General features: G+C 51.5%; 23 protein-coding genes, 2 tRNA genes and 1 pseudogene. 20 read left to right on the top strand and 6 right to left on the bottom strand.

The window, feature by feature from the left end; all coding sequences use genetic code 11:
- Positions 1-10: 10 nt before the first annotated feature.
- A tRNA-Leu gene (locus G434_RS06285) sits at positions 11-97 on the top strand.
- A gap of 34 nt (positions 98-131) precedes the next feature.
- Positions 132-218, top strand: a tRNA-Leu gene (locus tag G434_RS06290).
- Positions 219-256: 38 nt separating this feature from the next.
- Here G434_RS06290 and G434_RS06295 read toward each other — a convergent pair.
- Complete coding sequence (locus G434_RS06295; protein WP_001422893.1) at positions 257-493, bottom strand: DUF1435 domain-containing protein; 237 nt, start codon at positions 491-493, stop codon at positions 257-259.
- Positions 494-633: 140 nt separating this feature from the next.
- On the opposite strand from G434_RS06295, the gene fhuF reads away from it, so the two are divergent.
- The gene (gene fhuF / locus G434_RS06300; RefSeq protein WP_000331576.1) at positions 634-1,422 is read left to right on the top strand and encodes a siderophore-iron reductase FhuF; all 789 of its coding nucleotides are present in this window, start codon (positions 634-636) and stop codon (positions 1,420-1,422) included.
- Positions 1,423-1,459: 37 nt separating this feature from the next.
- Here fhuF and bglJ read toward each other — a convergent pair whose 3' ends face one another.
- Positions 1,460-2,137 (bottom strand): DNA-binding transcriptional activator BglJ, encoded by a 678-nt coding sequence (bglJ, locus tag G434_RS06305; protein WP_001309201.1) that lies wholly within the window; start codon positions 2,135-2,137, stop codon positions 1,460-1,462.
- Positions 2,095-2,820 (bottom strand): helix-turn-helix domain-containing protein, encoded by a 726-nt coding sequence (locus tag G434_RS06310; protein WP_000936635.1) that lies wholly within the window; start codon positions 2,818-2,820, stop codon positions 2,095-2,097. Before G434_RS06310 ends, bglJ begins: the two co-directional genes overlap by 43 nt.
- A gap of 618 nt (positions 2,821-3,438) precedes the next feature.
- On the opposite strand from G434_RS06310, the gene G434_RS06315 reads away from it, so the two are divergent.
- The 6 genes from G434_RS06315 (at position 3,439) to opgB (ending at position 9,147) form a co-directional block, all read left to right on the top strand.
- Positions 3,439-4,209 (top strand): threonine/serine exporter family protein, encoded by a 771-nt coding sequence (locus G434_RS06315; RefSeq protein WP_001376704.1) that lies wholly within the window; start codon positions 3,439-3,441, stop codon positions 4,207-4,209.
- Positions 4,200-4,673: a threonine/serine exporter gene (locus G434_RS06320; protein ID WP_000538191.1), complete on the top strand. Its 474-nt coding sequence runs from the start codon at positions 4,200-4,202 to the stop codon at positions 4,671-4,673. Before G434_RS06315 ends, G434_RS06320 begins: the two co-directional genes overlap by 10 nt.
- Before the next feature lie 106 nt (positions 4,674-4,779).
- Complete coding sequence (gene dnaT / locus G434_RS06325) at positions 4,780-5,319, top strand: primosomal protein DnaT (protein ID WP_000098815.1); 540 nt, start codon at positions 4,780-4,782, stop codon at positions 5,317-5,319.
- A gap of 2 nt (positions 5,320-5,321) precedes the next feature.
- Positions 5,322-6,059 carry a replicative helicase loader DnaC gene (gene dnaC / locus G434_RS06330; protein ID WP_000799911.1) on the top strand — a complete coding sequence of 246 codons (738 nt, stop codon included), beginning with the start codon at positions 5,322-5,324 and terminating at the stop codon, positions 6,057-6,059.
- A 48-nt stretch (positions 6,060-6,107) separates the two neighbouring features.
- The gene (yjjA, locus tag G434_RS06335) at positions 6,108-6,602 is read left to right on the top strand and encodes a DUF2501 domain-containing protein YjjA (RefSeq protein ID WP_001305619.1); all 495 of its coding nucleotides are present in this window, start codon (positions 6,108-6,110) and stop codon (positions 6,600-6,602) included.
- Positions 6,603-6,855: 253 nt separating this feature from the next.
- Positions 6,856-9,147: a phosphatidylglycerol--membrane-oligosaccharide glycerophosphotransferase gene (opgB, locus tag G434_RS06340; RefSeq protein ID WP_001292674.1), complete on the top strand. Its 2,292-nt coding sequence runs from the start codon at positions 6,856-6,858 to the stop codon at positions 9,145-9,147.
- A gap of 139 nt (positions 9,148-9,286) precedes the next feature.
- On the opposite strand, the gene lgoD is transcribed toward opgB, so the two are convergent.
- A complete protein-coding gene (lgoD, locus tag G434_RS06345; RefSeq protein ID WP_016238981.1) occupies positions 9,287-10,309 on the bottom strand; it encodes an L-galactonate oxidoreductase in 1,023 nt (340 codons plus the stop codon).
- Positions 10,310-10,447: 138 nt separating this feature from the next.
- Between lgoD and G434_RS06350 the strand changes: the two genes are divergently transcribed.
- From G434_RS06350 to G434_RS29985, 3 genes and pseudogenes are all read left to right on the top strand, one after another.
- Positions 10,448-11,362, top strand: coding sequence for a GntR family transcriptional regulator (locus G434_RS06350; protein ID WP_000091572.1), 915 nt, complete (start codon positions 10,448-10,450; stop codon positions 11,360-11,362).
- A 96-nt stretch (positions 11,363-11,458) separates the two neighbouring features.
- Positions 11,459-12,439 (top strand): IS5-like element IS5 family transposase, encoded by a 981-nt coding sequence (locus tag G434_RS06355; RefSeq protein ID WP_000019400.1) that lies wholly within the window; start codon positions 11,459-11,461, stop codon positions 12,437-12,439.
- A gap of 336 nt (positions 12,440-12,775) precedes the next feature.
- Positions 12,776-14,137: pseudogene (locus G434_RS29985) on the top strand (MFS transporter).
- Positions 14,138-14,185: 48 nt separating this feature from the next.
- Here G434_RS29985 and tsr read toward each other — a convergent pair.
- Complete coding sequence (gene tsr / locus G434_RS06360) at positions 14,186-15,850, bottom strand: methyl-accepting chemotaxis protein (RefSeq protein WP_000919543.1); 1,665 nt, start codon at positions 15,848-15,850, stop codon at positions 14,186-14,188.
- Between the two features lie 118 nt (positions 15,851-15,968).
- Positions 15,969-16,415 carry a homoprotocatechuate degradation operon regulator HpaR gene (gene hpaR, locus G434_RS06365; protein ID WP_000543916.1) on the bottom strand — a complete coding sequence of 149 codons (447 nt, stop codon included), beginning with the start codon at positions 16,413-16,415 and terminating at the stop codon, positions 15,969-15,971.
- A 271-nt stretch (positions 16,416-16,686) separates the two neighbouring features.
- Between hpaR and hpaG the strand changes: the two genes are divergently transcribed.
- From hpaG to hpaA, 8 genes are all read left to right on the top strand, one after another.
- Positions 16,687-17,976 (top strand): 4-hydroxyphenylacetate degradation bifunctional isomerase/decarboxylase, encoded by a 1,290-nt coding sequence (gene hpaG / locus G434_RS06370; protein WP_000679091.1) that lies wholly within the window; start codon positions 16,687-16,689, stop codon positions 17,974-17,976.
- Complete coding sequence (gene hpaE, locus G434_RS06375) at positions 17,973-19,439, top strand: 5-carboxymethyl-2-hydroxymuconate semialdehyde dehydrogenase (RefSeq protein WP_000723530.1); 1,467 nt, start codon at positions 17,973-17,975, stop codon at positions 19,437-19,439. Before hpaG ends, hpaE begins: the two co-directional genes overlap by 4 nt.
- A 1-nt stretch (position 19,440) precedes the next feature.
- On the top strand, positions 19,441-20,292 hold the full coding sequence (hpaD, locus tag G434_RS06380) for a 3,4-dihydroxyphenylacetate 2,3-dioxygenase (RefSeq protein WP_000516990.1): 852 nt from the start codon (positions 19,441-19,443) through the stop codon (positions 20,290-20,292).
- A 9-nt stretch (positions 20,293-20,301) separates the two neighbouring features.
- A complete protein-coding gene (locus G434_RS06385; protein ID WP_001119872.1) occupies positions 20,302-20,682 on the top strand; it encodes a 5-carboxymethyl-2-hydroxymuconate Delta-isomerase in 381 nt (126 codons plus the stop codon).
- Between the two features lie 67 nt (positions 20,683-20,749).
- Positions 20,750-21,553 carry a 2-oxo-hept-4-ene-1,7-dioate hydratase gene (gene hpaH / locus G434_RS06390; RefSeq protein ID WP_000459750.1) on the top strand — a complete coding sequence of 268 codons (804 nt, stop codon included), beginning with the start codon at positions 20,750-20,752 and terminating at the stop codon, positions 21,551-21,553.
- A 10-nt stretch (positions 21,554-21,563) separates the two neighbouring features.
- Positions 21,564-22,352, top strand: coding sequence for a 4-hydroxy-2-oxoheptanedioate aldolase (gene hpaI, locus G434_RS06395; RefSeq protein ID WP_000431702.1), 789 nt, complete (start codon positions 21,564-21,566; stop codon positions 22,350-22,352).
- 174 nt (positions 22,353-22,526) lie between these two features.
- A complete protein-coding gene (gene hpaX / locus G434_RS06400; RefSeq protein ID WP_001285761.1) occupies positions 22,527-23,903 on the top strand; it encodes a 4-hydroxyphenylacetate permease in 1,377 nt (458 codons plus the stop codon).
- A gap of 9 nt (positions 23,904-23,912) precedes the next feature.
- The gene (gene hpaA, locus G434_RS06405) at positions 23,913-24,803 is read left to right on the top strand and encodes a 4-hydroxyphenylacetate catabolism regulatory protein HpaA (protein WP_001205639.1); all 891 of its coding nucleotides are present in this window, start codon (positions 23,913-23,915) and stop codon (positions 24,801-24,803) included.
- Positions 24,804-25,008: the final 205 nt, after the last annotated feature.

The raw sequence follows: 25,008 nt of genomic DNA, 5'->3' as shown, positions 1-25,008 counted from the left end.
AGATGACTGTGCGAAGGTGGCGGAATTGGTAGACGCGCTAGCTTCAGGTGTTAGTGTTCTTACGGACGTGGGGGTTCAAGTCCCCCCCCTCGCACCAAACGAGGCGATATCAAAAAAAGTAAGATGACTGTGCGAAGGTGGCGGAATTGGTAGACGCGCTAGCTTCAGGTGTTAGTGTCCTTACGGACGTGGGGGTTCAAGTCCCCCCCCTCGCACCAATTATCTTTACTTCCTTTCTTGTTTCTTCCCTGATTTTTCATCCCTGATTCAAATTCATTATCATCAGCATGATGCCAGCAATAAGCGCCAGGCACGATGGCAGCAAAACGTAATGCCGCAACTGTTTGTGATACAGCATCACCGGCGTCAATATTAATCCCATCAGAATGACAATCCGCCACTGATCCGGCGATAAATCCGCATACATCAGCCCTGCAATCAGCAATCCCGGCAGCAACACTCCCCAGCCACTGCCCAGCGTACGTTGCAACATGGTTTCATCTCTTTCATTGATAATGATAACTAATATCATATGATAATTTTTATCATTTGCAAGCCAGAGAAATCCCTTGCTATCGGGTAAACCTATCGCTAGGATTAGCAATCATTATCATTTAGATTACTATCCCGATTATGGCCTATCGTTCCGCACCGCTCTATGAAGATGTTATCTGGCGAACGCATCTCCAGCCGCAGGATGCTGGGCTTGCACAAGCCATACGGGCGACGATCGCCGAACATCGTGAACATTTGCTCGAGTTTATCCGCCTGGATGAACCCGCTCCGCTTAACGCCATGACGCTGGCGCAATGGTCATCAACGAATGCGCTAAGTTCTCTACTGGTGGTCTATTCCGATCATATCTATCGCAACCAACCAACGATGATCCGCGAGAACAAACCGCTGATCTCACTATGGGCGCAATGGTATATCGGCCTGATGGTGCCACCATTAATGTTGGCGCTGCTGACGCAGGAAAAAGCATTAGATGTGTCGCCGGAACATTTCCACGTTGAGTTTCACGAAACCGGACGCGCCGCCTGTTTCTGGGTCGATGTGTGTGAAGATAAAAACGCAACACTACATTCGCCGCAGCAGCGAATGGAAACGTTAATCAGTCAGGCGCTGGTTCCGGTAGTGCAGGCATTAGAAGCAACGGGAGAGATCAACGGCAAACTTATCTGGAGCAATACCGGTTATTTGATCAACTGGTATCTGACTGAGATGAAACAGCTGCTTGGCGAGGCGACGGTTGAATCGCTGCGCCATGCCCTCTTTTTTGAGAAAATGCTCACGAACGGTGAAGATAATCCACTCTGGCGTACCGTGGTACTGCGCGACGGCCTGCTGGTGCGCCGCACTTGCTGCCAGCGTTATCGCTTACCGGATGTGCAGCAATGTGGCGATTGTATGCTGAAATGAAAGCACTGCCGGGGAAGTAAACCCGGCATCATGCGGATTAATAGGGATGCAACACATTACTTGCTTCGCAATGCCGCATACATAACAGAATATCTGCGGCCTCCAACAACCCTGCATCAGAACTTACGCCCAGTTTCGACATCACATTAAATTTATGTGCACGGATCGTTTTGATATTGCGTTTAAGCTGCTCGGCAATTTGTGTCATTGAGTAGCCACGCGACATAAAGCGCAATATTTCTCTCTCCGTCGGGCTTAGCGTTCGGCTTTGATTAATGTACCACTGATTGTTCAGTCGGTCGGTCGCCTGACGTACACCATTTAATGACAAAAAGAGTTCCTGATGAAAAATCTCCAGCGTTGACGCTTTACTTAATACACCGTCCAGCGGTGATGGCGACAATGAGCCGATCAGCCGAGCTTCAATATCATCATCCGCAATAACTAAACGCCGGGTACGCGGAAACTTAATCGCCAGTTCAGTCAGGCAAGATAATCCCTCTCTACGCTCACCTCTCATGGCAGAAAAAGAAAAAATGACCGCCGCAAACGAGATCCGCGACATGGCATCCTGAAATGACTCCTGACTGGTATAGGTATGGAGCTTATAAGGGTTACCCGCAAACTTTCTGAATAAACTCTCAATACCGATACTACTCATGACGCATTTTTCTATGAGTGCGACATTTCTCTTCTTAATTCGGCTGTGTTCCATTCTGCGGCATCTCCATAAACAGAAGGCAAGTTAAGTTCTCTTGCACCCTGTGCGCTATTTATCCATGCATACATTTCAGCGTTGCTGTGAATTGCCAGTCGACGCATCGCACTGTTTTTTTGGGCGCTGATAGTTTTATTACTTTTCTTAAGCAATGAAGCTATCTGGTTGATGCCCCATCCTTTACCTAATAGCCGCAGTACCTTGCGCTCTGAAAGAGTGAGAATGACGGAGCGATAGCTAAAATCATGAGTTTCAGTCATTGCCGGAGAGGTCAGCATGGCGCTGATACGCTCTGCGTGCGTATTGCCGGAACGTACGGTCTTGACCAGATTCTCAATGGGTTCAACATCAGACAATAACGTCGCCGTAGGGCACATAAGCAGTTCTACTGCCTGGGAATACCAGGAGCGTGACACCATGAAAACCCAGTGAATTTCCCGATATTGTGAGATTAAAGAATAATAATGTTCACAAACAGAACGTGGATCTTCACTTTCACCGGCTAAATCAGCAATGACTAATCCGGAACGACGTAATTGTAATAAGGTAAGGTCCTCCGCAGAGGCGCTGGATATTATTTCATATTCAGGGAAGTGAGTCCTCATGACCTCTTTTAACCCTGCTTGCATAACAGGTATTTTACTGATAACAATTCCATTTTTGCAGCATCCTGGCAACATATTTCCTCCACATCCACTGTCTAAAAATTATGATGGTTTATTCAGGATATTCATTCCTTAAATGTTTCCAGCAAATTAATAGATTAAGCGAATAAATTATCCTTAGCATTCACTTTCATATCAGCATACTCCTGCTGCACAACAACTCCACTGCATGTGTCAGAAGGTTAGCATCAAATGATAACCTGGTGAAATAGCCTGGAGACATTTAAAATATCTACATTAAGTTGTTAGAAATACTTAATGAAAAACAGAATTCTCATTCATTTAATTTATAATTAACTGATATCCCTTCCAGTAGAATGCAAAATCACACAATCAATATTTATTCAATAAAATCTGATAGTTTTAACTTGTAAAAATTAAAAAACGCGCCCAGTTATCTTTTATCCTGATTCGTAAAGGCTAAACAATAAATTCATTATAGTGATAATATTCATGTGATAATTTATTTGCGACGAGAGATAATTCGCTTTTTATCACCGAGCTTCTCCCGATAACCAGGATTAATCAGCGCAATTTTGATCTTAACCTACCGCAAAACAACCGTGCTTCATGATACAAATGGATTCTCATTATCTGAACAATACGCAGCACGTCTATGACAAAGGGCGAGTTATGCAAACTGAGCAACAGCGAGCCGTAACACGGCTTTGTATCCAGTGTGGATTATTTCTTTTGCAACATGGTGCGGAAAGCGCGTTGGTTGATGAGCTTTCCTCACGACTGGGTCGGGCGCTGGGAATGGACAGCGTCGAAAGTTCTATCTCTTCGAACGCCATAGTGCTGACAACTATTAAAGATGGGCAATGCCTGACATCGACACGAAAAAATCAAGATCGCGGCATTAATATGCATGTGGTGACTGAAGTCCAGCACATTGTGATTCTGGCGGAGCATCATCTGCTGGATTACAAAGGTGTAGAGAAACGATTTAGCCAAATTCAGCCATTACGTTACCCGAGATGGCTGGTAGCCTTAATGGTCGGCCTTTCTTGCGCCTGTTTCTGTAAACTCAATAAAGGTGGCTGGGATGGTGCCGTCATCACCTTCTTTGCCAGTACGGTCGCGATGTATATCCGCCAGCTGCTGGCACAACGTCATCTTCATCCACAGATCAACTTTTGCCTCACCGCTTTCGCCGCCACCACCATTTCCGGTTTGCTTTTGCAACTTCCCACTTTCAGCAATACACCCACTATCGCGATGGCCGCCAGCGTTCTGCTGCTGGTGCCGGGTTTTCCGTTGATTAATGCCGTCGCCGATATGTTTAAAGGCCACATCAATACCGGACTGGCACGCTGGGCGATCGCCAGTCTGCTGACACTGGCTACCTGCGTCGGCGTAGTAATGGCACTGACGATTTGGGGGCTACGCGGATGGGTGTGATCGAATTTCTGTTAGCGTTGGCGCAGGATATGATCCTCGCCGCCATTCCTGCGGTCGGCTTTGCGATGGTGTTCAACGTTCCCGTGCGGGCGTTACGCTGGTGTGCGCTGCTTGGCTCGATAGGTCATGGTTCCCGAATGATCTTAATGACCAGCGGGCTGAATATTGAGTGGTCAACTTTTATGGCTTCTATGCTGGTCGGCACCATTGGTATTCAATGGTCGCGCTGGTATCTGGCGCATCCGAAAGTGTTTACCGTGGCGGCTGTTATTCCTATGTTCCCTGGCATATCGGCTTATACCGCAATGATTTCGGCGGTAAAAATCAGCCAGCTAGGTTACAGCGAACCGTTGATGATTACCCTGTTAACCAACTTTCTTACAGCTTCATCAATTGTTGGTGCGTTATCCATCGGTCTTTCCATTCCTGGATTATGGTTGTACCGCAAGCGCCCTCGCGTATAAAATTGCCTCGCTTAAGCACACGGATGAGAGACAGCCTCCTCTCCTCCGTGTGTTACTATAAAAGTTATCTCCCTTCTCGTTCATCGTTCCATATTTGAGAAACAGTATGTCTTCCAGAGTTTTGACCCCGGACGTCGTTGGTATTGACGCCCTGGTACACGATCACCAAACCGTTCTGGCAAAAGCTGAAGGCGGTGTGGTTGCCGTATTTGCTAACAATGCCCCGGCGTTTTATGCCGTCACGCCTGCACGCCTGGCTGAACTGCTAGCGCTGGAAGAAAAGCTGGCGCGTCCGGGAAGCGATGTCGCTCTGGACGATCAACTCTATCAGGAACCGCAAGCTGCTCCCGTTGCTGTACCCATGGGGAAATTCGCCATGTATCCGGACTGGCAACCCGATGCCGACTTTATCCGCCTGGCGGCGCTATGGGGCGTGGCACTAAGAGCGCCGGTGACCACCGAAGAACTGGCCTCATTCATTGCCTACTGGCAGGCGGAAGGTAAAGTCTTTCACCATGTGCAGTGGCAACAAAAACTGGCGCGCAGCCTGCAAATCGGTCGTGCCAGCAACGGCGGACTGCCTAAACGAGATGTGAATACGGTCAGTGAACCTGACAGCCAAATTCCACCAGGATTCAGAGGGTAACGATGAAAAACGTTGGCGACCTGATGCAACGCCTGCAAAAAATGATGCCTGCCCATATCAAACCTGCTTTCAAAACGGGTGAAGAACTACTGGCCTGGCAGAAAGAACAAGGGGCGATCCGCTCCGCCGCTCTCGAACGTGAAAATCGGGCGATGAAAATGCAGCGCACCTTTAACCGCTCCGGTATTCGTCCACTGCATCAGAACTGCTCCTTTGAGAACTATCGCGTTGAGTGTGAAGGGCAGATGAATGCGTTAAGCAAAGCGCGCCAGTATGTCGAAGAGTTTGACGGCAACATCGCCAGCTTCATCTTTTCTGGTAAGCCAGGAACCGGCAAAAACCATCTGGCGGCGGCAATCTGCAACGAGCTGCTGCTACGCGGTAAATCCGTATTGATCATCACCGTGGCCGATATTATGTCGGCGATGAAAGATACCTTCAGGAATAGCGGTACCAGCGAAGAACAACTGCTTAACGATCTGAGCAATGTTGATCTGCTGGTGATCGATGAGATCGGCGTGCAAACCGAATCGAAATACGAAAAAGTGATCATCAACCAGATCGTCGATCGCCGCTCTTCTTCCAAACGCCCAACCGGGATGCTGACCAACAGTAATATGGAAGAGATGACCAAGTTGCTGGGCGAACGCGTGATGGACCGTATGCGCCTGGGTAACAGTTTGTGGGTGATCTTCAACTGGGATAGCTACCGTAGCCGGGTAACGGGTAAAGAGTATTAATCCCCGTTTCTGGCGGTATACTGCGACACAATTCCACCTTGAGTAATGATGATGAAAACTGTTAAACATCTTCTGTGCTGTGCCATTGCCGCCAGCGCATTAATTTCCACCGGGGCACATGCTGCGTCATGGAAAGATGCGCTCTCCAGCGCCGCCAGCGAACTTGGCAACCAAAACAACACGACACAGGAAGGCGGTTGGTCGCTCGCGTCATTAACTAACTTGCTTAGCAGCGGGAACCAGGCCTTAAGCGCAGATAACATGAACAATGCCGCAGGCATTCTGCAATACTGCGCGAAGCAAAAGCTGGCTTCGGTAACCGATGCCGAAAACATCAAGAATCAGGTACTGGAAAAACTGGGCCTGAACAGTGAAGAGCAAAAAGAAGACACCAACTATCTGGATGGCATTCAGGGTTTGCTGAAAACTAAAGATGGTCAGCAACTCAATCTGGATAATATCGGAACGACTCCGCTGGCAGAAAAGGTGAAAACCAAAGCCTGCGATCTGGTGTTAAAGCAGGGGCTGAACTTCATTTCCTGAACCGCGAAACGCCGCGTTTTAGCTGTTACCCGGCTGACGCGGCTCTCTCCTGCCCTTTTCCCTGCTCCTGGACGGTTTTCCCCCTGTTACACGGGAAGCGACCGTAATCAAAAAAGTCTGTTTATAAACTAATTCCTAACAACATCGCATTTTTTTGACACTAGAATTGCAGCAATATGGCCACGCCATTACATTGTGCTTCTCAAAAAGCTTAAACGTTGGCTAAACGGCCCGGTTTAGTGAGGATCGCCCGTTGTCAGAACTACTCTCTTTCGCCCTTTTTCTCGCCTCTGTGCTGATTTACGCATGGAAAGCGGGACGTAACACCTGGTGGTTTGCAGCCACGTTAACGGTGCTGGGGCTATTTGTCGTTTTAAATATCACCCTGTTTGCCAGCGACTATTTTACTGGTGATGGTATTAACGACGCGGTTCTCTATACCTTAACCAACAGCCTGACCGGTGCTGGTGTCAGCAAATACATTCTTCCGGGTATCGGCATTGTGCTGGGGCTGACGGCGGTGTTCGGTGCGCTGGGCTGGATCCTGCGCCGTCGTCGTCATCATCCGCACCATTTTGGTTACAGCCTGCTGGCACTCTTACTGGCGTTGGGTTCAGTGGATGCCAGCCCGGCATTTCGTCAGATAACGGAACTGGTGAAGTCCCAGTCACGCGACGGCGACCCGGACTTTGCGGCTTATTATAAAGAGCCGTCGAAAACTATCCCTGACCCGAAACTCAACCTGGTTTATATCTACGGCGAAAGTCTCGAGCGGACCTATTTTGATAACGAAGCTTTCCCGGATCTCACGCCTGAACTGGGCGCGTTGAAAAATGAAGGCCTGGATTTCAGCCACACGCAGCAGCTGCCGGGAACGGATTACACGATTGCGGGTATGGTGGCTTCTCAGTGCGGCATTCCGCTTTTTGCCCCATTTGAAGGTAACGCCTCCGCTTCTGTTTCCAGCTTCTTCCCGCAGAACATCTGTCTGGGCGATATCCTGAAAAACTCGGGTTATCAGAACTATTTCGTGCAGGGCGCGAATCTGCGTTTTGCCGGTAAAGATGTGTTCCTGAAGTCGCATGGCTTCGACCACTTATACGGCTCAGAAGAGCTGAAAAGCGTGGTAGCCGACCCGCACTATCGCAACGACTGGGGATTCTACGACGATACCGTTCTCGATGAAGCGTGGAAAAAGTTTGAAGAGCTTTCCCGCTCAGGTCAGCGATTCTCACTGTTTACCCTGACAGTCGATACCCATCACCCGGATGGTTTTATCTCGCGTACCTGTAACCGCAAAAAATATGATTTTGACGGTAAGCCGAATCAGTCATTCAGCGCGGTAAGTTGCAGCCAGGAGAATATCGCGACGTTTATCAACAAAATCAAAGCGTCACCGTGGTTTAAAGATACCGTCATCGTCGTCTCTTCTGACCATTTAGCGATGAACAACACGGCGTGGAAATACCTTAATAAACAGGATCGCAATAACCTGTTTTTTGTCATCCGTGGCGACAAGCCGCAGCAAGAGACGCTGGCAGTGAAGCGTAACACGATGGATAACGGCGCGACGGTGCTGGACATTCTCGGTGGCGATAACTATCTCGGACTTGGTCGTAGCAGTTTATCCGGGCAGTCGATGTCGGAAATCTTCCTCAATATCAAAGAGAAAACATTGGCGTGGAAGCCGGATATCATCCGCCTGTGGAAATTCCCTAAAGAGATGAAAGAGTTCACCATCGACCAGCAGAAAAACATGATTGCCTTCTCGGGTAGCCATTTCCGTTTGCCGCTGCTGTTGCGGGTTTCAGACAAGCGCGTAGAACCGCTGCCGGAAAGTGAATACTCAGCACCGCTGCGTTTCCAGCTGGCCGATTTCGCTCCACGCGACAATTTCGTCTGGGTTGACCGTTGCTATAAGATGGCACAACTCTGGGCTCCGGAACTGGCACTTTCCACCGACTGGTGTGTCTCGCAAGGGCAGCTTGGCGGTCAGCAAATTGTCCAGCATGTTGATAAAACAACATGGAAGGGCAAAACGGCATTTAAAGATACGGTCATCGACATGGCGCGTTATAAAGGCAATGTCGATACGCTGAAAATTGTTGATAACGATATTCGCTACAAAGCCGACAGTTTCATCTTCAACGTCGCCGGTGCGCCAGAAGAGGTGAAACAGTTTAGTGGGATTTCCCGTCCAGAGTCGTGGGGCCGCTGGTCCAACGCGCAGCTGGGCGATGAAGTAAAAATCGAGTACAAGCATCCGCTGCCGAAGAAATTTGACCTGGTGATTACCGCCAAAGCATACGGCAATAACGCCAGCCGTCCTATTCCGGTACGCGTAGGCAATGAAGAACAAACTCTTGTGCTGGGCAATGAAGTGACCACCACCACACTGCATTTCGATAACCCAACCGATGCCGACACACTGGTAATTGTGCCGCCGGAACCTGTCTCAACCAACGAAGGGAATATCCTCGGACACTCGCCGCGTAAGCTCGGGATCGGCATGGTGGAAATTAAAGTTGTGGAACGTGAAGGGTAATTTCTGACTGATGTGTAGGTCGCATAAGGTGCGACCTACACATCTTCTCCGGCCTACAAAACATCATTGAGAAACAGAAAAAAAACAGCGCCCAACACTTCCCCGGACGCTGCATGGCAACTTTAATAATCTCGCCTTATCAGAAAGTAATTACACCCTTAATCAACTCACGATTGTTAATCACATCGCGCTCGTAGGTTTCTGCCAGCGTGGCGAACGGATAGCGATGGGTTAACATCATGTCGGCAGTGATTTTTCCTTCCGCCATCAGTCGACCGACTTTAGCAAAATCTTCCGGCGTGGCGTTGCGGCTGCCCATCATCGTCGTTTCTTTTTTATGGAATTCCGGATCGGAGAACTGCAACTCACCTTTAAACAGGCCGACAAATACCACCGTGCCGCCGTGACGAATCAAATTCACGGTGTTATTCATCGCATGTTGATTACCTGTCGCGTCGATCACTTTCTGCGCCAGCGAACCACCAAACTGCGCCCGTAGCTGCGCGTCAAAATCTTCGGCTGACGGGTCCAGTAAAGGTAATTCCAGACACGTTGCCACATGTTCACGGCGCGCCGGACTGGTATCCGCCACCACCACCTGTGCGCCATCGGCTTTAGCGATTGCCGCCGCGCCCAAACCGATTGGCCCCGCCCCGACCACCAGCACCTGCTCGCCGGGAGCAATGGCTGCGCGACGCACCGCATGAGCGCTAATAGCGAAAGGTTCAATCAATGCGGCCGCCTGCGGGTCAATACCGTCTGCGGGCAAAATGTTCGCCACCGGCACGCTCAAATACTCACTAAAACCGCCATCCTGATGCACGCCAATGACTGAAATTTTTTCACAGCAATTGGTACGCCCGCTTTTACACGCCGGGCATTGCTGACAGGCAACATAAGGGATCACAGCAACTTGCTGACCATTTTTAAGATCAGCAATATTTTTACCCAGCCCAACAATCTCCCCACATATTTCATGGCCTAAAACACGTGGATAACTAAAAAATGGTTGATTTCCACCCCAGGCATGAATATCGGTACCGCAAATCCCGACAGACTTAATTTTTATTAATGCTTCATTGTCACCCGGAATAGGTATCTCGCGTTGTTTCCAGACTAATTCTTTCGGCTGCTGGCAAATTAAAACATTCATCGTAGACATGATTCGGCTCTCCATTTTTTGTTGCCTTAGATATCAATGAAAATGAAAAATGGCAGCGGAACGGAAAATCTGTTTTGTGAAAACACACGCATAAAAATGTTTTAAATCGGGTTTTAATGGACTCACAAGGAGGAAAATATGAGTCGTTCACAAAATTTACGCCACAATGTGATTAACCAGGTCATTGATGATATGGCGCGGGGTCATATCCCTTCCCCACTTCCATCGCAAAGTGCGCTGGCGGAAATGTACAACATCAGCCGCACTACAGTGCGTCATATTCTCAGCCACTTACGCGAATGCGGCGTCTTAACGCAGGTTGGAAACGACTATGTGATTGCGCGTAAACCTGACCATGATGACGGTTTCGCCTGTACTACCGCTTCAATGAGTGAACAAAACAAAGTGTTTGAGCAGGCTTTTTTCACGATGATAAACCAGCGCCAGTTACGCCCTGGGGAAACTTTTTCTGAACTGCAACTGGCTCGGGCCGCGGGTGTCAGCCCGGTTGTAGTAAGAGAATATCTTTTAAAATTCGGCCGTTATAATCTTATTCAAAGCGAAAAGCGCGGCCAGTGGAGCATGAAGCAATTCGATCAATCCTACGCCGAGCAGCTGTTTGAACTACGCGAAATGCTCGAAACACATTCACTTCAGCACTTTCTCAACCTGCCTGATCATGATCCCCGCTGGCTGCAGGCGAAAACCATGCTCGAACGTCATCGGCTACTGCGTGACAACATCGGCAATAGCTTTCGCATGTTCTCGCAACTTGACAGAGATTTTCACTCCTTACTGCTTTCAGCTGCCGACAATATCTTTTTTGATCAATCTCTTGAGATCATCTCAGTCATCTTTCATTTTCACTATCAATGGGACGAAAGCGATCTTAAACAGCGCAATATCATTGCCGTCGATGAGCATATGACCATTCTCAGCGCTCTGATTTGCCGCAGTGACCTTGATGCCACCCTTGCGCTCCGTAACCATTTGAATTCAGCTAAACAATCAATGATTCGATCCATTAATGAGAACACGCGTTATGCTCATTAAGTACGGATTAAAAACAGCAAACTATTAGGGAAGGTGCGAACAAGTCCCTGATATGAGATCATGTTTGTCATCTGGAGCCATGGAACAGGGTTCATCATGAGTCATCAACTTACCTTCGCCGACAGTGAATTCAGCAGTAAGCGCCGTCAGACCAGAAAAGAGATTTTCTTGTCCCGCATGGAGCAGATTCTGCCATGGCAAAACATGGTGGAAGTCATCGAGCCGTTTTACCCCAAGGCTGGTAATGGCCGGCGACCTTATCCGCTGGAAACCATGCTACGCATTCACTGCATGCAGCATTGGTACAACCTGAGCGATGGCGCGATGGAAGATGCTCTGTACGAAATCGCCTCCATGCGTCTGTTTGCCCGGTTATCCCTGGATAGCGCCTTGCCTGACCGCACCACCATCATGAATTTCCGCCACCTGCTGGAGCAGCATCAACTGGCCCGCCAATTGTTCAAGACCATCAATCGCTGGCTGGCCGAAGCAGGCGTCATGATGACTCAAGGCACCTTGGTCGATGCCACCATCATTGAGGCACCCAGCTCGACCAAGAACAAAGAGCAGCAACGCGATCCGGAGATGCATCAGACCAAGAAAGGCAATCAGTGGCACTTTGGCATGAAGGCCCACATTGGTGTCGATGCCAAGAGTGGCCTGACCCACAGCCTGGTCACCACCGCGGCCAACGAGCATGACCTCAATCAGCTGGGTAATCTGCTGCATGGAGAGGAGCAATTTGTCTCAGCCGATGCCGGCTACCAAGGGGCGCCACAGCGCGAGGAGCTGGCCGAGGTGGATGTGGACTGGCTGATCGCCGAGCGCCCCGGCAAGGTAAGAACCTTGAAACAGCATCCACGCAAGAACAAAACGGCCATCAACATCGAATCCATGAAAGCCAGCATCCGGGCCAAGGTGGAGCACCCATTTCGCATCATCAAGCGACAGTTCGGCTTCGTGAAAGCCAGATACAAGGGGTTGCTGAAAAACGATAACCAACTGGCGATGTTATTCACGCTGGCCAACCTGTTTCGGGCGGACCAAATGATACGTCAGTGGGAGAGATCTCACTAAAAACTGGGGATAACGCCTTAAATGGCGAAGAAACGGTCTAAATAGGCTGATTCAAGGCATTTACGGGAGAAAAAATCGGCTCAAACATGAAGAAATGAAATGACTGAGTCAGCCGAGAAGAATTTCCCCGCTTATTCGCACCTTCCTTAGCGGGTGCACGGTTTTATCAAAAGATAAATACCGGGAAATTCCCGCTTACCTATGCTCACAATCAGTCGACTAAAAATGTTTTTGTGAGCGGTAGTAAAGTCCTAAAACTTTAACCTGCCGTTAATGTCAACCTTGCGTAATGCACAATTACGTAAACAATTAAAATTATAAATACAGGAGTCCGGCGTGGAAAAAGAAAATATCACCCTCGATCCGCGTTCTTCATTTACTCCATCTTCGTCGGCAGATATTCCCGTGCCACCAGATGGATTAGTTCAACGCAGTACCCGAATTAAACGCATTCAAACCACCGCCATGTTGTTATTATTTTTTGCGGCGGTAATCAATTATCTCGACCGCAGTTCGCTGTCGGTAGCAAATTTAACGATTCGTGAAGAATTGGGATTAAGTGCCACCGAAATCGGCGCTTTGCTCTCCGTGTTTTCACTCGCTTACGGGATTGCGCAACTTCCTTGCGGCCCACTATTGGATCGTAAAGGCCCACGCCTGATGCTGGGACTGGGGATGTTCTTCTGGTCACTGTTCCAGGCCATGTCTGGCATGGTGCACAGCTTTACGCAGTTCGTGTTGGTGCGTATCGGTATGGGGATTGGTGAAGCGCCGATGAACCCATGTGGCGTAAAAGTCATTAACGACTGGTTCAACATCAAAGAGCGCGGACGCCCGATGGGCTTCTTCAACGCAGCTTCTACCATTGGCGTTGCCGTAAGCCCACCGATTCTGGCGGCGATGATGCTGGTGATGGGCTGGCATGGGATGTTTATTACCATTGGTGTGCTGGGGATTTTTCTCGCCATTGGCTGGTATATGCTCTATCGCAACCGCGAGCACGTAGAACTGACTGCCGTTGAACAAGCTTATCTCAATGCAGGTAGCGTCAATGCCCGCCGAGATCCGCTCAGTTTTGCCGAATGGCGCAGCCTGTTCCGTAACCGCACAATGTGGGGAATGATGCTCGGATTCAGTGGCATCAACTACACTGCGTGGCTGTATCTGGCCTAGCTTCCTGGTTACCTGCAAACAGCCTATAACCTGGATTTAAAAAGCACAGGGTTGATGGCGGCTATCCCTTTCCTGTTTGGGGCTGCCGGGATGCTGGTCAACGGTTACGTTACTGACTGGCTGGTCAAAGGGGGAATGGCTCCGATTAAAAGCCGTAAGATCTGCATTATTGCCGGGATGTTCTGTTCTGCCGCCTTTACGCTGGTCGTACCGCAAGCGACAACATCCATGACGGCGGTTCTGCTGATTGGCATGGCACTGTTCTGTATTCACTTTGCCGGAACATCCTGCTGGGGCTTGATCCACGTCGCAGTTGCTTCTCGCATGACGGCGTCGGTGGGCAGTATCCAGAACTTTGCCAGCTTCATCTGCGCCTCTTTTGCGCCGATCATTACTGGTTTTATTGTTGATACCACCCACTCATTCCGTCTGGCACTAATCATCTGCGGTTGCGTCACCGCAGCGGGAGCACTGGCGTACATCTTCCTGGTTCGTCAGCCGATCAACGACCCGCGTAAAGATTAAACTCCCTATGCCCGATAACATTTTGCTTATCGGGCATTTTTATGGCGATTAAAACGTTTCCCAGTTCTCCCCGCTATCTGCCACTGCCATTTTACGCGGCGTAGCTGGCGTCACGTTTTTTACCACAGCCGATGTTTCACGCTGCTGTTGCTGCTGTTGCTGAATCCGGAACACTGCCACTGCTTCGGTCAGGCGACTGGCCTGCTCTTCCAGCGCGGCGGCGGCGGCGGCAGATTCTTCCACCAGCGCGGCGTTCTGTTGAGTTACCCGGTCCATCTCAGCAACCGCTAAGCCAACCTGATCGATACCACGGCTCTGCTCATCAGAAGCAGAAGCAATTTCGCCCATAATGTCCGTCACGCGGGTCACAGCACTGACAATCTCCGCCATTGTTTCCCCGGCGCTTTCGACCAGCGTAGAGCCAACATCCACTTTCCCCACCGAGTCTTCAATCAGGCTTTTAATTTCACGAGCCGCCTGGGCGCTACGCTGGGCCAGATTACGCACTTCTCCCGCAACCACCGCAAAACCACGTCCTTGCTCACCCGCACGCGCTGCTTCAACCGCCGCGTTCAAAGCCAGAATATTGGTCTGGAAGGCAATGCCGTCAATTACGCTGATAATATCGGCGATTTTCTGCGAACTGGTGGAGATATCACGCATAGTCTGCACCACGTTATCTACCACTTTGCCGCCGCGTTGCGCCGTTTCAGAAGCACTTAACGCCAGGTGGCTGGCCTGGCGCGCATTCTCGGCGTTCTGTTTCACCGTTGCGGTCAGTTGCTCCATGCTGGCTGCCGTCTCTTCCAGCGAAGCAGCCTGTTGCTCGGTGCGCGAAGAGAGATCGTTATTGCCGGTAGCGATTTCGCTGGCACCGCTATAGATGGCATTGGCCCCGTTGCGCACATCACCGACGGTACGCATCAGCTCTCCCTGCATATGGCGCAAACTCTCTGCCAGTTGCCCCATCTCATTAGAGCCATCCACCTCAATCGGTTTCACCAGATCGCCGCCTGCAATATGACGAATGCTGTCAATCAGGCGATTCATTGGCGCTACCAGCGAGGCTTTAATACCGAACCAGACGGCGAAGATGACCGCCAGTACGACGATCATCACGCCCACCAGAATCCACATCGCCTGGCTGTAGGAGGCATTGTTATCGCTGACGGCGATATCATGGAGCCGATCGTTTTGTTCCATGTAAGCCACATACTGCTTCTCGAAACCGTCCTGATATCCCTGGGTTGGCTGATCAAAGAACTCGTTGATTTTGCCTGCACCTAACAGTTGGATCAGCTCCGCCAGCGCATTGTGATAAATATCGTAATTACGTTTGATCTCTGCCGCTGCGGCGGTGCTCTGACGCGGGTCACGCGGCAACGCTTCGTAATCCGCCCAGTTTTTTTCCGCCTGTTTCAGCGAAATACTGGCACTCTGCATCAGCTCAGCAACGGTTGAACCGCTACCAATATTATTCTGATCCATCATGTAGCGGATACCCGCGCGGTTGAGGGTGTTACGCGTCTGCAACAACGCGACCCAGCTGCCATTCAGCGTGGATTGCTGCTGGCGAATGGTTTGTAAAACAGTGAAATTTTCTTTGTCATTCTTTAAGGCATTAAAGAACAGACCGCCTGATGTCAGTTGTAAAAGGCCAAAAACGGCCAAAACCAGCAGTAAGCTGGTCACAATTTTGATACGTTTTAACATGGTTTCTCTTTCCTGTGGACCGATGCAAGATTTTCGGCCTGGAAAGGAAAAACTTTATGAAAAGGTGTAACCCGCCATCCATGGAAAAACCAGGCGCTGGTTATCAGATATTAAAAAGTTATTCATTATCGCCCGGGATGTCTTCTTGTCGGGAATTACCCAGAGCAATAAATTCCTCTAACAGATGGGTTAACTGTTGCATTTTCTCGGCAGTAAACTGAGCTTCAATCTGCCGATAGGCCTCTTCAATCTGTGTCTGAGCGCGGTTATACAGCGCCTGCCCCTCTTTGGTCAGCGAGATATAGAGCTTCCGCTGATCATTGATCGGCTTTAATCGCAACACTAAACCGTCGCGTTCCATCCGCGTGAGGATCCCGGTCAGGCTTGGGCGCAAAATGCAGGCGCGATACGCCAGATCGTGAAAATCCATTGATGGGCTTTCCGCCAGAATACGCACGATGCGCCACTGTTGCTCAGTCAAATTATGCCGTTTAACGATTGGGCGAAAATAACTCATCGCCGCTTCTCGCGCCTGGAGCAACGCAATGGTTAGTGAGTCGTGCATTATCTTTCCCCTGAAAAATTCAAAATCATTAATATAGAAACAGTTAATCATCACGTTACCGGGACTGAGCTATCCCCGCAATTCCTCATTTTATCAAAATTGAGCATACTTTATTAACTTACTGATATTTAGTATTTTATTACCTGCAAATGTAAATAGTTTGTTAATTAGATCACATTTACATCACTTACTTTTGCCAAACTACGCAATCGGGAATAAAAGTAATCATTAACATATTAATGATTAAGATGATCGAATCCGAGGAGTGGTAATGAAAGGCACTATCTTCGCCGTAGCGTTGAACCATCGCAGCCAACTTGATGCATGGCAGGAAGCGTTCCAGCAATCCCCCTACAAAGCCCCGCCTAAAACTGCGGTCTGGTTTATTAAACCGCGCAATACGGTGATTGGTTGCGGTGAACCGATTCCCTTTCCACAGGGTGAAAAAGTACTGAGCGGTGCGACTGTTGCGCTGATTGTGGGGAAAACGGCGACGAAAGTACGTGAAGAAGATGCGGCAGAGTACATCGCCGGATATGCGCTGGCTAACGACGTCAGCCTGCCGGAAGAGAGCTTTTACCGCCCGGCAATCAAAGCAAAATGTCGTGATGGATTCTGCCCCATTGGCGAAACCGTGGCTCTCAGCAATGTCGATAATCTGACTATCTATACCGAGATCAACGGGCGTCCTGCCGATCATTGGAACACCGCCGATTTACAACGTAACGCCGCGCAGTTGCTGAGCGCTCTGAGCGAATTTGCCACGCTGAATCCAGGCGATGCCATTCTGCTCGGCACGCCACAGGCGCGCGTGGAAATACAGCCAGGCGATCGCGTGCGTGTTCTCGCAGAAGGTTTCCCGCCGCTGGAAAATCCGGTAGTGGACGAACGTGAAGTGACCACGCGCAAGAGCTTCCCAACGCAGCCACACCCGCACGGCACGCTGTTTGCCCTCGGCCTGAACTACGCCGACCACGCCAGCGAACTGGAATTTAAGCCACCGGAAGAACCGCTGGTGTTCCTGAAAGCGCCGAATACCCTCACTGGCGATAACCAGACCTCCGTGCGCCCGAACAATATTGAATATATGCACTACGAAGCGGAGCTGGTGGTGGTGATTGGCAAGCAGGCGCGTAACGTCAGCGAAGCCGATGCTATGGATTATGTCGCGGGCTACACCGTGTGTAACGACTACGCCATTCGCGACTATCTGGAAAACTACTACCGCCCTAACCTGCGGGTAAAAAGCCGCGACGGACTGACGCCGATGCTTTCAACCATCGTGCCGAAAGAGGCGATCCCGGACCCGCATAATCTGACCCTTCGCACCTTCGTCAACGGCGAACTGCGCCAGCAAGGCACCACCGCCGATCTGATCTTCAGCGTGCCCTTCCTGATCGCCTACTTAAGCGAATTTATGACCCTGAATCCGGGCGACATGATCGCCACCGGCACACCAAAAGGCTTATCTGACGTGGTGCCTGGCGATGAAGTTGTGGTGGAAGTAGAAGGCGTGGGCCGCCTGGTGAACCGAATTGTGAGTGAGGATACAGCGAAATGAAAAAAATAAACCATTGGATCAACGGCAAAAATGTTGCAGGTAACGACTACTTCCAGACCACCAATCCGGCAACGGGTGAAGTGCTGGCGGATGTGGCCTCTGGCGGTGAAGCGGAGATCAATCAGGCGGTAGCGGCAGCGAAAGAGGCGTTCCCGAAATGGGCCAATCTGCCGATGAAAGAGCGTGCGCGCCTGATGCGCCGTCTGGGCGATCTGATCGACCAGAACGTGCCTGAGATCGCCGCGATGGAAACCGCGGACACGGGCCTGCCGATCCATCAGACCAAAAATGTGTTGATCCCACGCGCTTCTCACAACTTTGAATTTTTCGCGGAAGTCTGCCAGCAGATGAACGGCAAAACCTATCCGGTTGATGACAAGATGCTCAACTACACGCTGGTGCAGCCGGTGGGCGTTTGTGCGCTGGTATCGCCGTGGAACGTGCCGTTTATGACCGCCACCTGGAAGGTCGCGCCGTGTCTGGCGCTGGGCAATACCGCGGTGCTGAAGATGTCGGAACTCTCCCCGCTGACCGCCGACCGCCTGGGTGAGCTGGCGCTGGAAGCCGGTATTCCGGCGGGCGTGCTGAACGTGGTACAGGGCTACGGCGCAACCGCAGGCGATGCGCTGGTTCGTCATCATGACGTACGTGCCGTGTCGTTCACCGGCGGTACGGCCACCGGGCGCAACATCATGAAAAACGCCGGGCTGAAAAAATACTCCATGGAACTGGGCGGTAAATCGCCGGTGCTGATTTTTGAAGATGCCGATATTGAACGCGCGCTGGACGCCGCCCTGTTCACCATCTTCTCGATCAACGGCGAACGCTGCACCGCCGGTTCGCGCATCTTTATTCAGCAAAGCATCTACCCGGAATTCGTAAAACGTTTTGCCGAACGCGCCAACCGTCTGCGCGTGGGCGATCCGAACGATCCAAATACCCAGGTTGGGGCGCTTATCAGCCAGCAGCACTGGGAAAAAGTCTCTGGCTATATCCGTCTCGGCATTGAAGAAGGCGCAACCCTGCTGGCGGGCGGCCCGGATAAACCGTCTGACCTGCCTGCACATCTGAAAGGCGGCAACTTCCTGCGCCCAACGGTGCTGGCAGACGTAGATAACCGTATGCGCGTCGCCCAGGAAGAGATTTTCGGGCCGGTCGCCTGCCTGCTGCCGTTTAAAGACGAAGCCGAAGGTCTGCGCCTGGCAAACGACGTGGAGTACGGCCTCGCGTCATACATCTGGACACAGGATGTCAGCAAAGTGTTACGCCTGGCGCGTGGCATTGAAGCAGGCATGGTGTTCGTCAACACCCAGAACGTGCGTGACCTGCGCCAGCCATTTGGCGGCGTAAAAGCCTCCGGCACCGGGCGTGAAGGCGGTGAGTACAGCTTCGAAGTGTTCGCGGAAATGAAGAACGTCTGCATTTCCATGGGCGACCATCCAATTCCGAAATGGGGAGTCTGATATGGGTAAGTTAGCGTTAGCCGCCAAGATCACGCACGTACCGTCGATGTATCTCTCTGAACTGCCAGGGAAAAACCACGGTTGCCGCCAGGGCGCGATCGACGGGCATAAAGAGATCAGCAAGCGTTGCCGGGAAATGGGCGTCGATACCATTATCGTTTTCGATACCCACTGGCTGGTCAACAGTGCTTATCACATCAACTGTGCAGACCATTTTGAAGGCGTCTACACCAGTAACGAGCTGCCGCATTTTATTCGTGACATGACCTACAACTACGAGGGCAACCCGGAGTTGGGGCAGCTTATTGCCGATGAAGCCTTAAAGCTCGGCGTGCGGGCAAAAGCGCACAATATTCCCAGCCTGAAACTGGAATACGGCACGCTGGTGCCGATGCGCTACATGAATGAAGACAAGCACTTCAAAGTGGTCTCCATCTCCGCATTCTGTACCGTTCATGATTTTGCCGACAGCCGCAAGCTGGGCGAAGCGATTCTGAAAGCGATCGAACAGTACGACGGCACCGTGGCGGTCCTTGCCAGCGGTTCGTTATCGCACCGCTTTATTGACGATCAGCGTGCGGAAGAAGGGATGAACAGCTACACCCGCGAGTTCGACCGCCAGATGGACGAGCGCGTGGTGAAGTTGTGGCGCGAAGGCCAGTTCAAAGAGTTCTGCAATATGCTGCCGGAGTACGCCGACTACTGCTACGGCGAAGGCAATATGCACGACACGGTGATGCTGCTGGGGATGCTCGGCTGGGATAAATACGACGGCAAGGTGGAGTTTATTACCGAGCTGTTCCCAAGCTCTGGCACTGGTCAGGTTAACGCTGTTTTCCCGCTTCCCGCGTAAGGAAAAACCATGCCGCACTTTATCGTGGAATGTACTGAAAATATTCGTCAAGAAGCCCGCTTACCTGAGCTGTTTGCCAGTGTTAACACCGCACTGGCGGCGACGGGGATTTTTCCGCTTGGGGGAATACGTAGCCGGGCACACTGGATCGATACCTGGCAAATGGCTGATGGCAAGCACGATTACGCCTTTGTGCATATGACGCTAAAAATCGGCAGCGGGCGCAGTCTGGAAAGCCGTCAGGAAGTAGGCGAAATGCTGTTTGATCTGATTAAAACGCACTTCGCCTCACTGATGGAGAGCCGTTACCTGGCGCTTTCATTTGAGATTGCAGAGCTGCACCCGACGTTGAATTTCAAACAGAACAACGTACACGCGTTGTTTAAATAAATTTGCACCAGCTTCCAGGCTGGATGATAAGGCGCAGCCGCATCCGGCAATGCCACAGGATATCGCTATGTTCGATAAACACACCCACACCCTGATCGCCCAGCGTCTGGATCAGGCAGAAAAACAGCGTGAACAGATCCGCGCGATCTCGCTGGATTACCCGGAGATCACCATTGAAGACGCCTACGCCGTACAGCGCGAATGGGTCCGACTGAAAATCGCCGAAGGCCGCACGCTGAAAGGCCACAAAATCGGCCTGACCTCGAAAGCGATGCAGGCCAGCTCACAAATCAGCGAGCCAGATTACGGTGCATTGCTGGACGACATGTTCTTCCACGATGGCAGCGATATCCCGACCGATCGCTTTATCGTGCCGCGCATTGAAGTGGAGCTGGCTTTTGTGCTGGCAAAACCGCTGCGTGGGCCAAACTGCACGCTGTTCGACGTCTACAACGCCACGGACTACGTGATCCCGGCGCTGGAGCTGATCGACGCCCGCTGCCACAACATCGATCCGGAAACCCAGCGCCCGCGCAAAGTGTTCGACACCATTTCTGATAACGCCGCCAACGCCGGAGTGATCCTCGGCGGTCGTCCGATCAAACCAGACGAACTGGATCTGCGTTGGATCTCCGCCCTGATGTATCGCAATGGCGTGATTGAAGAAACTGGCGTCGCCGCTGGTGTGCTAAATCATCCGGCAAACGGCGTGGCCTGGCTGGCGAACAAACTCGCACCGTATGACGTACAACTGGAAGCCGGGCAAATCATTCTCGGCGGTTCGTTCACCCGCCCGGTTCCGGCGCGTAAGGGCGATACCTTCCACGTCGATTACGGCAACATGGGCTCCATTAGCTGCCGCTTTGTTTAAGGAGAGAACGATGGAAAACAGTTTTAAAGCGGCGCTGAAAGCAGGCCGCCCGCAGATCGGATTATGGCTGGGGCTAAGTAGCAGCTACAGCGCAGAGTTACTGGCCGGAGCAGGATTCGACTGGTTATTGATCGACGGTGAGCACGCGCCGAATAACGTGCAAACCGTGCTCACCCAGCTACAGGCGATTGCGCCCTACCCCAGCCAGCCGGTGGTACGTCCGTCGTGGAACGATCCGGTGCAAATCAAACAACTGCTGGATGTCGGCACACAAACCTTACTGGTGCCGATGGTTCAAAACGCTGACGAAGCCCGTGAAGCGGTACGCGCCACCCGTTATCCCCCCGCCGGTATTCGCGGTGTGGGCAGTGCGCTGGCCCGAGCCTCGCGCTGGAATCGTATTCCTGATTACCTGCAAAAAGCCAACGATCAAATGTGCGTGCTGGTGCAGATCGAAACGCGTGAGGCAATGAAGAACTTACCGCAGATTCTGGACGTGGAAGGGGTCGACGGCGTGTTTATCGGCCCGGCGGATCTGAGCGCCGATATGGGTTATGCCGGTAATCCTCAGCACCCGGAAGTACAGGCCGCGATTGAGCAGGCGATCGTGCAGATCCGCGAAGCGGGCAAAGCGCCGGGGATCCTGATCGCCAATGAGCAACTGGCAAAACGCTATCTGGAACTGGGCGCGCTGTTTGTCGCCGTCGGCGTTGACACCACCCTGCTCGCCCGCGCCGCCGAAGCGCTGGCAGCACGGTTTGGTGCGCAGGCTACAGCGATTAAGCCCGACGTGTATTAATGCCGGATGCGCTGCGCTTATCCGGCCTACACTCGCACCAAACCGTAGGCCGGATAAGGCGTTTACGCCGCATCCGGCAAAAAGCCGTACCAAATCGCGGACCGGATAAGGCGTTTGTGCGCATCCGCCATAAACCTTGTCGTACCCTACAAAAATCCCATTAGAGGAAGAAAAATGAGCGACACCTCACCTGCCATACCGGAGAGTATCGATCCGGCGAATCAGCATAAAGCGCTGACTGCCGGACAACAGGCGGTTATTAAGAAGCTGTTTCGCCGCCTGATCGTCTTTCTGTTCGTGCTGTTTATCTTCTCGTTCCTTGATCGCATCAACATCGGCTTTGCCGGACTCACGATGGGACGCGACCTCGGTCTGAGCGCCACCATGTTTGGCCTCGCCACCACCCTGTTCTACGCCGCTTATGTCATCTTCGGCATTCCCAGCAACATTATGCTGAGTATTGTCGGTGCGCGGCGCTGGATCGCCACCATCATGGTGCTTTGGGGCATCGCCTCTACTGCCACCATGTTTGCCACTGGCCCCACCAGCTTGTACGTACTGCGTATACTGGTTGGCATTACCGAAGCCGGCTTTCTGCCTGGCATTCTGCTGTATTTAACCTTCTGGTTTCCGGCCTATTTCCGCGCCCGTGCCAACGCCTTGTTTATGGTGGCAATGCCGGTAACGACAGCGTTGGGATCGATCGTTTCCGGCTACATTTTGTCGCTGGATGGCGTAATGGCATTAAAAGGCTGGCAGTGGCTGTTTTTGCTGGAAGGCTTCCCGTCGGTATTACTCGGCATCATGGTGTGGTTCTGGCTTGATGACTCACCGGACAAAGCTAAGTGGCTGACGAAAGAAGACAAAAAATGCCTGCAAGAGATGATGGATAACGATCGTCTGACGCTGGTTCAGCCAGAGGGAGCCATCAGCCACCACGCCATGCAACAACGCAGCATGTGGCGGGAGATCTTCACTCCGGTGGTGATGATGTATACCCTGGCGTATTTCTGCCTGACCAACACACTTAGTGCGATCAGCATCTGGACACCGCAGATCCTGCAAAGCTTTAATCAGGGCAGCAGTAATATCACCATCGGCCTGCTGGCCGCCGTACCGCAGATTTGTACCATTCTCGGGATGATTTACTGGAGCCGTCACTCAGATCACCGCCAGGAACGAAGGCATCACACCGCCCTTCCTTATTTGTTCGCTGCCGCTGGTTGGTTACTGGCTTCGGCAACTGATCACAACATGATCCAGATGCTGGGGATCATTATGGCTTCGACCGGATCATTCAGCGCAATGGCGATTTTCTGGACAACACCGGATCAGTCCATCAGCCTGCGGGCACGAGCGATCGGTATTGCGGTGATCAACGCCACTGGCAACATTGGTTCAGCATTAAGTCCGTTTATGATCGGCTGGTTGAAAGATCTGACCGGCAGCTTTAACAGTGGATTGTGGTTTGTTGCCGCGCTGCTGGTGATTGGTGCGGGGATTATCTGGGCGATTCCAATGCAGTCCTCCCGTCCGCGAGCGACCCCGTAAGGAACGACGATGCGTGACCGTCAGATTGCCAATATTGATATCAGCAAAGAGTACGATGAAAGCCTGGGTACGGACGATGTGCATTATCAGTCGTTCGCCCGCATGGCGGCATTTTTTGGCCGCCATATGCTGCCACATCGCCACGAACAGTACTTTCAGATGCATTTCCTCAATAGCGGACAGATTGAGCTACAGCTTGACGATCATCGCTACTCGGTGGAAGCGCCCCTGTTTGTCCTGACGCCGCCGTCAGTACCTCATGCGTTTATTACGGAGTCTGACGCCGACGGTCATGTGTTGACGGTACGGGAAGATCTGATCTGGCCCCTGCTGGAAGTTCTGTATCCGGGCACTCGGGAAACCTTCGGCCTGCCGGGGATTTGCCTGTCACTGGCAGATAAACCCGACGAACTGGCGGCGCTGGAACACTATTGGCAACTGATAGAGCGGGAATCGGTGGAACAACTGCCTGGACGGGAACACACCCTGACGCTCCTGGCACAGGCAGTGTTCACCCTACTGCTGCGTAACGCAAAACTCGACGACCATGCCGCCAGCGGGATGCGCGGAGAATTAAAACTGTTCCAGCGTTTTCATATGCTGATTGAAAGCCATTTTCATCAGCACTGGACAGTACCGGATTACGCTAACGAACTGCATATCACCGAATCACGACTCACGGACATCTGCCGTCGCTTTGCCAACCGTCCGCCAAAACGGTTGATTTTCGACAGGCAGCTGCGAGAAGCCAAGCGGCTGCTGCTGTTTTCTGATAACGCCGTGAACAATATTGCCTGGCAACTCGGTTTTAAGGATCCGGCTTATTTTGCGCGCTTTTTTTATCGCTTAGTCGGTTGCTCGCCCAGTGCTTATCGTGCCAAAAAAGTACCTGTGACGTGAAAATCCCTTAGCCTTAACGGGAAACCAGGCACCACCTGCTATTCCCCTTTCTCCGCCTGGAGCAAGGGGATTTAGTAACGTCAAAAATCGCTAAAAGCGACCTCGATCACAAAACCGTACCCGACCTGAAAAGTACCAGCCATTGTCCCAAAAGTCTCTTCCCGTAATCGCCCCTGCAAGCTTCAATTGAATAACAAAAACAACA

The organism is Escherichia sp. KTE172 (genome assembly GCF_000408845.1).
GTDB classification, from domain to species: Bacteria; Pseudomonadota; Gammaproteobacteria; order Enterobacterales; family Enterobacteriaceae; genus Escherichia; species Escherichia coli.
Note: the sequence above shows the minus strand (reverse complement) of the source record. Positions and strands in the feature narration are given on the sequence as shown.